Genomic DNA, 10,337 nt, shown 5'->3' with positions numbered 1-10,337 from the left:
ACGACGTGCTCGCGGCCGTGCGTACCGCGATCGCCACCATCCTGCCGCCGGACGAGCCCTACACGCTGCTCACCGGCGAGCCCACGCCGCTCGGCGAGGACGACACGCTGGACCTGGAGGTCACGCTGGTCGCCAGCGACCCGGCCGCCGCCGGCTTCCCGTGCGCGCTGCAGGCGGCGATCGTCGTGCCGGGCACGCCGGCGCGGCGCAGCACCGTGCAGCTCGCCGCGCGGGTCGGCACGCTGCGCGCCGTACGCCCGGCGATGCAGGCCCTGCTCGCCCAGGTCGGCATGGTCGTGGACCGCATCGCCCTGGCCGCCGAGATCAGCCGCCGCGACGGCGAGGCCTACTTCCGGACGCTGATCCAGAGCGCCTCCGACGTGATCCTGATCGTCGGCGACGACGACCGCATCCGGTACGCGAGCCCGGCCGCCGGCACCGTCCTGGGCCGCCCCGACCTGGTGGACACCCCGCTGTCCCGGCTCATCGCGGACACCCACCACGACGCCCTCGCCGCCCTGCTCGAACACGCCCGGGCCGGGCACAACGACGGCACGGACCTCACCGCCGTGTGCGCCGACCGCCGGCTGCTGCAGGTCGAGTGCACCGCCCGCGACCTGCGCGACGATCCGACCGTACGCGGGCTGGTGCTGACCGTCCGGGACGTGACCGAGCGCCGCCGCCTCGAGAACGACCTGGCCCACCAGGCGTTCCACGACGGGCTCACCGGCCTGGCCAACCGCGTGCTCTTCCGCGACCGGCTCGAACAGGCGTTCACCGCCGCCGCCTGCGACGGCGGCGAGCTCGGCGTGCTCTTCGTCGACCTCGACGACTTCAAGGAGGTCAACGACTCGTTCGGGCACGCCGTGGGCGACCAGCTGCTGGTCGCCGTCGGGCAGCGCATCGCGGCCGCCATCGGCGCGCGCGACACCGCGGCCCGGATGGGTGGCGACGAGTTCGCGATCCTGGTCGCCCCGGCCCCGGACGCCGGCGCCGCCGAGGACGTCGCGGCGCGCATCGTCGCCGCGCTCAGCGCGCCGATCGAGATCAGCGACGGCCTCGGCGGCAGCCACATCGTCAGCGGCGCGGCCAGCATCGGCGTCGCCACCAGCACCGACGCGGACAGCCCGACCGGACTGCTGCGCCACGCCGACCTGGCGCTCTACCTGGCCAAGGGCGCGGGCAAGGCGACCTGGCAGCGCTACCGCAGCGAGCTGCACACCGCGATGGTCGAGCGGCTGGCGCTGCGCACCGCGCTGCACGAGGCGGTCGAGGCGGGGCAGTTCGTGCTGCAGTACCAGCCCATCGTGGACCTGGACGGCCGCGACGTCGTGGGCGTCGAGTCGCTGGTGCGGTGGCAGCACCCGGAGCGGGGGCTGCTGGGGCCGTGCCACTTCATCGAGCTGGCGGAGGAGAGCGGCGCGATCGTCGGGCTCGGCGCCTGGGTGCTGCGCGAGTCCCTGCGCCAGCTGGCGCAGTGGCAGACCGAGAGCCCCGGGCGGGCGCCGCGCTACGTCAGCGTGAACGTGTCGGCGCGCCAGTTCCGCCAGCCCGGCTTCGTCGACCAGGTCCGCGACGCCCTGGCCGCGGCCGGGGCCCAGCCGGGATGGCTGCAGCTCGAGATCACCGAGAGCCTGGTGCTGCGCGACGCCGAGCAGGTCTGCGCCGATCTGGCGGAGCTGCGCGCGCTCGGCGTGCGCGTCGCGATCGACGACTTCGGCACCGGCTACTCGTCGCTGAGCTACCTGCGGCAGATCCCGGTCGACGTGCTGAAGATCGACAAGTCGTTCATCGACGACATCATCGACAGCGAGCAGCAGCGGGCGCTGGTCGACGCGATCGTGACGCTGGCCCGCAACCTGCACCTGGCGGTGGTGGCCGAGGGCATCGAGGACGCCGAGCAGCGGGCCGTCCTGGCCGGCATGGGCTGCCCGTACGGCCAGGGCTACCTGTTCTCCCGTCCGGTGTGGGCGCCGGAGATCCCGGCGCTGACCGGGGCGGTGGTGGCCGCGTGACCGGGCGGGCCCCACGACTCGCGAGAGGTGGTTCCATGCGGGGACGAGGCTGGATGGTGGTCGCGGCCGCCACGGCGGCGGCGATCGCCGGACTGCGGCTGCTGCCGGACGACCCGAGGTGGACGGTCGCCTGGCAGGCCGCCACCCTGACGCTGCTCGCCCTGCTGGTGGTCCGGACGGCCCGGCTCTCCCGGCGGGTCGCCGGGCAGTCCCGGCAGATCCGCGAGCTGGCCCGCACCGACGAGCTCACCGGCCTGCCGAACCGCCGGGCCTGGAACGAGGAACTGCCCCGTGCCCTGGAGCACGCGCGGCGCGAGGGCACGCCGGTGTGCATCGCCGTCCTGGACCTCGACCGGTTCCGGCGGTTCAACGAGGAGCACGGGCCGGCCGCCGGCGACCGCTTCCTCAAGGCGGCCGGCGCGGCCTGGCACGGCGCGCTGCGCCGGGTGGACACCCTCGCGCGCGACGGCGGCGAGGAGTTCGCCGTGCTGCTGCCCGGCGCGGATCTCGACAAGGCGCGGGCGGCGGTCGGCCGGGCGCTGGCCGCGACCCCGCTGGGCCAGACGTTCTCGGCGGGCGTCGCCCTCTGGGACGGCGCGGAGACCCCGGACGAGCTGGTCGCGCGGGCCGACGCCGCGCTCTACGCCGCGAAGGCGGGCGGGCGCAACCGGATCGTCGCCGCCGGTGCCGGGGCCGGGCCGGATGCGCACATGCGCAGCTCGGCATAGGTGAGACACCACCCGATCGCGGCAGCCGGAACGGGCGCGTGACCCGGTAGGGTGGGTCGCGGCCCGCACCCGACCGCGACCCGGAGCACCTCCCGTGACAGCAACCGACGAGATCCACGACGCGCAGGCGGCGGCCGCGCCGCCGGAGCCCGGGCGCCGGTTCGGCTCGGTCGAGGTCCTCGCGGTCCTGCTGGTGCTGCTGGTCGTCTTCCGCGGCCCGCTGGCCGCGCTGGTCTCCGACGCGCGGTTGCAGACCTGGACGACGGTCTTCGTCTCCGTGCTGGTGCAGGCCGTGCCCTTCCTGGTCTTCGGCGTGGCACTGTCCGCGGTCATCGCCGTGTTCGTGCCCCGCTCGTTCTGGGCCCGGGCGCTGCCCCGGCACCCCGCGCTGGCCGTGCCGGCCGCCGGGCTGGCCGGCGTGGTGCTGCCCGGCTGCGAGTGCGGCAGCGTGCCGATCGCCGGCTCGCTGATCCGCCGGGGCGTGACCCCGGCGGCGGCGCTGGCGTTCCTGCTCGCCGCGCCGGCGATCAACCCCATCGTCCTGACCGCCACGGCGGTCGCCTTCCCCGGCAACCCCGAGATGGTCGTCGCCCGCGGGGGCGCCAGCCTGGTCGTGGCCGTGACCATGGGCTGGCTGTGGCTGCGCCTGGGCAAGGCGGAATGGATCAAGCTGCCGCACCGCCCGGACCTGGAGGGCATGAGCCGGGGCAACGCCTTCTGGGCGGCCGCCCGCCACGACGTGATGCACGCGGGCGGGTTCCTGGTCCTCGGCGCCGCGGCCGCCGCCACGATCAACGTGGCGGTGCCGGAGTCCTGGCTCACCACCCTGGCGGACGACCCGCTGCTGTCCGTACTCGCCCTGGCCGTCCTCGCCGTGCTGCTGTCGATCTGCAGCGAGGCCGATGCGTTCGTGGCGGCCTCGCTGTCGCAGTTCTCGCTGACCTCGCGGCTGGTGTTCCTCGTGGTCGGCCCGATGGTCGACCTCAAGCTGATCAGCATGCAGACCGGCGTCTTCGGCCGCCGCTTCGCCGCGCGCTTCGCCCCGGTGACGTTCGCCGTCGCGGTCCTCGCCGGCTCGCTCGCGGGGGTGGTGCTGCTGTGAACCGGCAGGCCCAGGCCGTGGTGATGCTGCTCTTCGGCGGGGCGGTCCTCAAGGCCAGCCTCGGCGACCTCTACCTGCGCTACGTCAAGGAGGGCCTGCGGCCCTTCCTCATCGGCGCGGGTCTGCTGCTGGTCGCCGCGGGTGTCATGACGCTCTGGTACGAGCTGCGCCCGCGCCGGACGCCAGCCGAGGAGCACCACCACCACGAGCCGCGGGTCGGCTGGCTGCTGATCCTGCCCGTGCTCGGCCTGCTGCTCGTGGCGCCGCCCGCGCTGGGCTCGTACGCCGCCGCTCAGGCCGGCAGCGTGCTGGCCGCGCAGGGCTCCGCGTCGGACTATCCGCCGCTGCCGGCCGGCGAGCCGGTCGACGTGGGCCTGCTGGACTACGCGTCCCGGGCGGTGTTCGACCAGGGGCGCAGCCTCACCGGCCGGACGCTGCGGCTCACCGGCTTCGTCACCCCGGGCCCGGACGGCGAGCCCATGCTGGCCCGCATGGTCCTGTCCTGCTGCGCCGCGGACGGCCGCCCGATCAAGGTGGGCCTGGCCGGCAACGGTCCCGCCGGCGTCGCCCCGGACACCTGGATCCGGGTCGTCGGCGCGTACTCCGAGCGGGTCGGCAAGGACCCGGTCAACGGCGCCGAGGTGCCGTACCTGCAGGTGCAGAGCTGGCAGGAGATCGCCGCGCCGAAGCAGCAGTACGAATGAGCGGCGGCCGGCGGTGGCGCGCCCCGGCCGGAATGGCGCTGGCGGTCTCGCTGGTGGCCGCCGGCCTGCTCGTCGCGTACCCGCCGGGCGGTGACGAGCCCGCGCCCGCGGGCCGGACGAGCCTGGCGCAGGCGTGGCCGGGCGCCGCCCGGGCCGAGATCCCCGGCAACCTGCCCGACGGGCCGGTCTACCAGCCGCTGCTCTTCCTCGACGCGCGCACCAGCGCCGGCACCGCACCCAGCCCCGACGGCACCGCGGTCCGGCTCGTGCTGCGCGGGGCCGACGGCACGCCGCGGGAGCTGCGCCGGCGCCCGCTGGACTCGCACCCGGAGTTCGCCACGATGACCGTCTCGGGCACCGATCTGGTGTGGACCGAGTCGGCCGGCGGCGGGCCCACCGAGCTCTGGGCGGCCTCCACCTCCGGCACCGGGGTGCGGCGCCTGACCCGCGACACCGGCAACCCGCTCTTCTTCGGCTCCCAGTGGGACGTGGTGATCGCCGAGGGCCGCGCCTGGTGGGCCGCGTCCGCCGAGGAGACCGACGTCACCGAGATCCGGTCGGTCCCGCTGGCCGGCGGGTCGGTCACGGTACGCCGCGAGCCCGGCACCTGGGCCCTGACGTCCTGGCCCTGGCTGACCGACGGCAGCGGCGACCAGACCGGCACCACGAGGCTGCGCTCGCTGACCGCCCCCGAGGAGCGGCGGGTCACCTCCTCGGGCACCGAGCTGGCGACCTGCGGACCGGCCTGGTGCCGGGTGCTGGTGCTGACCTCGGCGGGACCGGCCCGCATCGACGCCATGCGCCCGGACGGCGGCGACCGGCGGCGCATCGCCGACGGCACGGCGGCCGCGGCGATTCCCGACGTGGCCCTCCTGGACCGCTTCGAGATCCTGTCGGAGGCGAACCCGAACTCGGCCCTCACCGGCACCGAGGGGCTGACCGTGCACGACCTGCGCGACCGGCGCACGGTCGAGGTCGGGGCGGCCGTCAGTGCCGCGTACGCCCGCAACGGGGTGCTGTGGTGGTCCACCGGCGACCAGGACTCCCTGGTCTGGCACACCCTGGACCTGCGCACCGTCTGACCCTGGCCGATCGTCCATTCTCCGCACGCCGGTCGGCCGGCCGCGGCGAGCCGTCCCCGCAAATACTTGCCGTACGGCAATCATTCGGGTGAACGGCGTAGAACGATGCTCCGGCAGCCCGGCAGGATGCAGCGTAGGGCCGGATCACTGCTTCGTGAAGGGATGCGCCACATGAGCCCGGATGAGAAGAGCGGGTGCACCGACGCACTGTCCCGGGTGCACCTGCTGCTGGGCGCCGCGGCCGCGGCACCGTCCGATGCGGACGTGCTGGAGCTCGGACTGAGCCAGGCCATCGCGGCGACCGGCGCCGGCAGCGCGGTGCTCGGCACCCTGCGGGACCGGACCACGCTCGACATGGCGATGGTCGCCGAGGGCGGCGGGCGGATCAGCCGCTGCGGCGCCCTGCGGGTGGGCCCGCGCTATCCGCTGACCGACGCGATCGCCCGCGAGCAGCCGGTCTGGCTGTCGTCGGCGGCCGAGATCGCCGCCGGGTACCCGACCGCCGGCGGCCTGTGGGGACGCGCGTTCGCCGCCGTGCCGGTGCTGGTCCGCGGCGTGCCGGCGGGGGCGATCGGCGTCATCCACGACGCCGGCGAGCACGTCTTCACCGCCGGGGAACGCCTGTGCCTGCAGGCCGTCGCGGACATCTGCGCCCTGGTGATGGCGTATCGGCAGGCGATCGGGATCGTCCGCCCGATGCCGCCGCTGGGCCATCGCTACGCCGCCCAGGACGCCGGTCGCTGACGGCGTCGCGGGCCGGGCCGGGACCCCCGGCGACGGCTCCGGCGACGGCTCCGGCGACGGGCCGCGGCGGCGGGTCTGGCCCGGCGCGGCGGGGAGGCGGAGAATGCTGCTGTGGCCCGCCGCGGGACGGGCCGGCGGGAGGAGTGGCCATGAGCCACCACGCGGCGGCGACCGCCGCCCGGCGCACCGATCTGCTGCATCGCATGCTTCTCCTCCGGCGGCTGGAGCAGAGCCGTTCGATCCGGCCGGGCGACGAGGCCGTCGCGGTCGGCCTGGTGTGCACCCTCGGCCCGCAGGACGCCCTGGTCACGCTCGGCGACGGCGACCGTCCAGGCGGGGACACGCGACCGGGCGGGGACACGCAACCCGGCGGGGACACGTGGTCCGGCGGGGACACGCGACCGGGCGAAGGCACGTGGCCCGGCGCGGACGACGGCCTCTGGCGTGCCGTCGGTGCCGCGGCCCGGCTCTTCGGCGGCGACGTCATCGCGGCGCAGAGCCCCGCCGAGGCGGTCGAGGTCGCACGGGCCCGGGCCCGCGGCGGCCGGCGGCGCATCGTCGCGGTGTGCGTCCCCGGGACCGGCCGCGTCGCCGGGCGCCTCGCCGGGCTTCTCGCCGGGCTGTGCGCCGGCCCGCTCCCCGCGGCGGCGACCGGACTGCCGGTGCTGTTCTGCCGCGGCGACCGGCTCGGGGCACCCGGCGGCTCGCCGATCGTGCCGGTCCTGTCCGCCGACGCCGGCGACGTCGAGGCGGTCGCCGGCGCGGTGACGGCCGAGATCGCCGGGCTGCGGGCCGCCGCCGGTCCGGGGCTGCTCGGGCTGCGCCCACCCGGCCCGGACCACGATCCCGTGGCGCTGCTCGCCGCGCGGATGCGTACCGATCACCAGCTCGACGACAACGCCCTGCGGGCGATCGACCGCGACGCCGCGGCCCGGGTCGAGGCGCTGCTCGGCGCTCTCTGACCGTCAGAGGTGCGGGCCGAGCAGGGTGAGGTCGGCCGGAGAGAGCCGGTCGCGGGCCGTCTTCGCCTGATGCCAGTACGGGTACAGCAGCGGCGGCGCGCTCACCTCGTCCAGGCGGGACCGTTCCTCGGCCCCGAGCGTCAGGTCCGCGGCGGCCAGGTTGTCGGCGAGCTGCTCGCCGGTCCGCGCCCCGATGACCAGCGAGGTCACCGCGGGCCTGCCCAGCAGGTAGGCCAGTGCCACCTGCGCCGCCGAGACGCCGTGCTCGCGGCCGATGGAGACGAGCACCTCGACGGTGTCGTAGAGCCGCTCCCGGTCGTACACCGGGGGCTCGTCCCAGTCGGTGAGCTGCCGGAAACCGGGCGGCGGCCGCTCGCCCCGCCGGTACTTGCCGGACAGCAGGCCACCGGCGAGCGGACTCCAGACCAGCACGCCCAGGCCCTGGTCGACGGCGGCCGGGATGAGTTCGTACTCGGCGTCGCGGGCCTGCAGCGAGTAGTAGATCTGCTGGCTCACGAAGCGCGGGGCACCGGTGCGGTCCGCGGTGCCGAGCGCCTTCATCAGCTGCCAGCCGGCGTAGTTCGAGGCGCCGACGTAGCGCACCTTGCCCTGGCGCACCAGCAGGTCGAGCGCCTCGAGCGTCTCCTCGACCGGGGTCCGGCCGTCCCACTCGTGCACCTGGTAGAGGTCGATGTGATCGGTCCGCAGCCGGCGCAGGCTCGCCTCACACCCGGCGACCACGTGATGCCGCGACAGGCCGGCGTCGTTGGGACCCGGCCCCATCGGCATGCGCACCTTCGTGGCGACGAGCACGTCGTCGCGGCGGCCCTGCAGCACCTCGCCGACGATCTCCTCCGACAGCCCCGCGGAGTAGACGTCGGCGGTGTCGACCAGGTTGACCCCGGCGTCGAGACACCGGTCGACCTGCCGCCGCGCCTCGGCGACATCGGTGGACCCGACGGCGGCGAAACCGCCCCTGCCGCCGAAGGTCATGGTGCCCATGGTCAGGACGGAGACTCTGAGGCCGGACCGGCCGAGCTGGCGATATTCCATAGACCTCAACCTATGCACCGCGGCCGGCCGGCGCACGTTCTCGCGCGCGGCGACGATGCCGCCGCGCCGGCGGCGGGGTGCCCGGCTCGCCGGGAGGGGCGGCCGGGCCGGGCCGTCAGACGCGCTCGCCGGTGATGTAGCCGCTGAGGGCGGTGGTCTGGACCTCCAGCTCGGTGATGCGCTTCTTCACCACGTCGCCGATGCTGACGATGCCCGCCAGCCGCCCGCCGGCCACGACCGGCACGTGCCGGAACCGGTGCTCGGTCATGAGCCGCTCGACGTCGGCGACGTCCGCCTCGGGCTCCACCGTGCGGACCTGGGTCGTGTGGATGGCCGACACCGGCTCCGAGAGCACGACGGCACCGCGTCTGGCGAGGCTCCGGACGATGTCACGCTCACTGACGATGCCCTCGACGGCCACGCCGTCGGCGGACACGACCGCGGCGCCGATCCGGTGTTCGGCGAGGGTGGCGAGCAGGTCCTGGACGGTGAGGTCGGGCGTCACAGTGACGACTCGGTCGCCCTTGTCACGCAGAATGTCGCTGATGCGCATCTATCCTCCCGGGTCTGCGGAAGTTCCGTCCCTACCCACCCTAGAGCGCGGGACCGCTCCGGCCGAGGTCTTCGCTGGTGAAGATCGGAAAAGACCGATCCCGGACGACCGGTGACGGCACCGCGCTCCGGCGCTAAGTTGCTTGCGGTGAGTCGCACCCTCCAGGAGGCCGGATGAGCCGGGACAGCGGGTCGAGGACCGTCACGACGAGATTCGTCTGGCTGCCGCACGGGTCCGCCGCCGGCTGGCTGCTGCTGCACCGTACGGTGACCGACCCCGCCACCGGCCTCGGCACGGACGAGTTCTGGCGCTCCGAGCGGATCTCCCCCGAGGCGGTCGCTTCCGGCGCGTTCCAGGACTCCGCGCCCGAATGGCACCGGATCGTCACGGGCGGGCCCGTACCGTTCCTGCTCTGGCCGTTCTTCCTGGCCGCCGTCACCGACCGGGAGCTGCCCGCGGTGCGGGAGCAGCTCCTGCGCTCGCCGATCCGCCCGATCGCCGACATCGGCGCCGAGGTGGACGGATCGGCCGGCTCCCCCGCGGTGGCCGCACCCCGTGTCGTCCTGGCGGGTGACCCGTTCGGTCCGGCGCCCGGCGACCTCGACCTCGGCGACGGCTGGGACGTGGCACGCCTCGACCGCGAGGGACGGCGCGAGGCCCTGCTGACGGCGGTGCGGGGCCGCATCCGGCACGCCGGCGTCCCGGCGCCCCGCAAGGGTGACCGGCAGGTGTGGATCAACCGTTTCCTGGCCCGCCCCGGTCCGCCACCGCGATCCGCCCTCGCCGAGGTGCTCGCCCGCGAGCCGGTCCGGCGCGCCGTCGCCGGCCTTCTCGCCGCCCCGCAGGACGAGGCCGGCCGTCGCACCGTGGCGGCGGAGCTGCGCGAACACGGCTGGAGCATGGTCGCGCAGCCGCTGCGGCTACGCGGGGACGAACCCGCCCTGGGCTTCCTCGGCCGGCTCGTTCTCTTCTGCGGCGAGGAGGGCGCCGCGCATCATGTCGCCACGCTGCCGGCGTGCGCGGAGACGCTCCGCCGCCACGCCGGTCTGACGGCGGCCCTGGCCCGGCACCTCTGCCCGCTCGACCCGGCGCCCGGCGACGCCGGCCCGGCCCGCGACCGCCTCCGCGAGGCGCTGCGGGCCCTCCCGCCGGAATGGGCCGAGTCGTACCCGGGCGCACCGGGCCTGGCACCGCCGGCCTGGGACGAGGTCACCACGCTCACCCACGACGAGGCCGCGCCCGCCGGTGGCGGCCTGCCCCGCCGGCCGGTCGAGATCAGCCACGTCGAACTGGTCGACAGCAACGGCCGCCACAGCTGGCGCATCGACCTGTCGGTGCCCACCGGCCCGCGCACCGACGCCGACCGCTGACCGCTCTGCCAGGCGACCGACGCC

General features: G+C 75.5%; 10 protein-coding genes. 8 read left to right on the top strand and 2 right to left on the bottom strand.

Annotated features, from left to right (window positions below; all coding sequences use genetic code 11):
- The 7 genes from IEY99_RS15920 to IEY99_RS15890 all read left to right on the top strand — a co-directional run.
- Window positions 1-2,015 (top strand): putative bifunctional diguanylate cyclase/phosphodiesterase (locus tag IEY99_RS15920; RefSeq protein ID WP_229798758.1); only part of this gene is annotated, 2,015 nt, incomplete at its 5' end.
- Between the two features lie 35 nt (window positions 2,016-2,050).
- Window positions 2,051-2,743, top strand: coding sequence for a GGDEF domain-containing protein (locus IEY99_RS15915; protein WP_189203930.1), 693 nt, complete (start codon window positions 2,051-2,053; stop codon window positions 2,741-2,743).
- A 112-nt stretch (window positions 2,744-2,855) separates the two neighbouring features.
- Window positions 2,856-3,845, top strand: a complete 990-nt coding sequence (locus tag IEY99_RS15910) for a permease (RefSeq protein ID WP_189204793.1) — start codon at window positions 2,856-2,858, stop codon at window positions 3,843-3,845.
- Window positions 3,842-4,549, top strand: coding sequence for a TIGR03943 family putative permease subunit (locus IEY99_RS15905; RefSeq protein WP_189203928.1), 708 nt, complete (start codon window positions 3,842-3,844; stop codon window positions 4,547-4,549). Before IEY99_RS15910 ends, IEY99_RS15905 begins: the two co-directional genes overlap by 4 nt.
- The gene (locus IEY99_RS15900; protein WP_189203926.1) at window positions 4,546-5,631 is read left to right on the top strand and encodes a hypothetical protein; all 1,086 of its coding nucleotides are present in this window, start codon (window positions 4,546-4,548) and stop codon (window positions 5,629-5,631) included. The genes IEY99_RS15905 and IEY99_RS15900 overlap by 4 nt, the downstream gene beginning before the upstream one ends.
- Window positions 5,632-5,802: 171 nt before the next feature.
- Window positions 5,803-6,375 (top strand): GAF domain-containing protein, encoded by a 573-nt coding sequence (locus tag IEY99_RS15895; RefSeq protein ID WP_189203924.1) that lies wholly within the window; start codon window positions 5,803-5,805, stop codon window positions 6,373-6,375.
- A 149-nt stretch (window positions 6,376-6,524) separates the two neighbouring features.
- Window positions 6,525-7,337, top strand: a complete 813-nt coding sequence (locus tag IEY99_RS15890; RefSeq protein WP_189203922.1) for a hypothetical protein — start codon at window positions 6,525-6,527, stop codon at window positions 7,335-7,337.
- A gap of 3 nt (window positions 7,338-7,340) precedes the next feature.
- On the opposite strand, the gene IEY99_RS15885 is transcribed toward IEY99_RS15890, so the two are convergent.
- Together IEY99_RS15885 and IEY99_RS15880 are read right to left on the bottom strand one after the other, a co-directional pair.
- Window positions 7,341-8,390: an aldo/keto reductase gene (locus IEY99_RS15885; RefSeq protein ID WP_189203919.1), complete on the bottom strand. Its 1,050-nt coding sequence runs from the start codon at window positions 8,388-8,390 to the stop codon at window positions 7,341-7,343.
- 115 nt (window positions 8,391-8,505) lie between these two features.
- Complete coding sequence (locus IEY99_RS15880; RefSeq protein WP_189203918.1) at window positions 8,506-8,943, bottom strand: CBS domain-containing protein; 438 nt, start codon at window positions 8,941-8,943, stop codon at window positions 8,506-8,508.
- 173 nt (window positions 8,944-9,116) lie between these two features.
- Between IEY99_RS15880 and IEY99_RS15875 the strand changes: the two genes are divergently transcribed.
- Window positions 9,117-10,313 (top strand): hypothetical protein, encoded by a 1,197-nt coding sequence (locus tag IEY99_RS15875; protein WP_189203916.1) that lies wholly within the window; start codon window positions 9,117-9,119, stop codon window positions 10,311-10,313.
- The last annotated feature ends 24 nt before the right edge of the window (window positions 10,314-10,337 follow it).

Origin of the sequence: Couchioplanes azureus, assembly GCF_014648355.1 — a bacterium.
Lineage (GTDB): Bacteria > Actinomycetota > Actinomycetes > Mycobacteriales > Micromonosporaceae > Actinoplanes > Actinoplanes azureus.
Note: the sequence above shows the minus strand (reverse complement) of the source record. Positions and strands in the feature narration are given on the sequence as shown.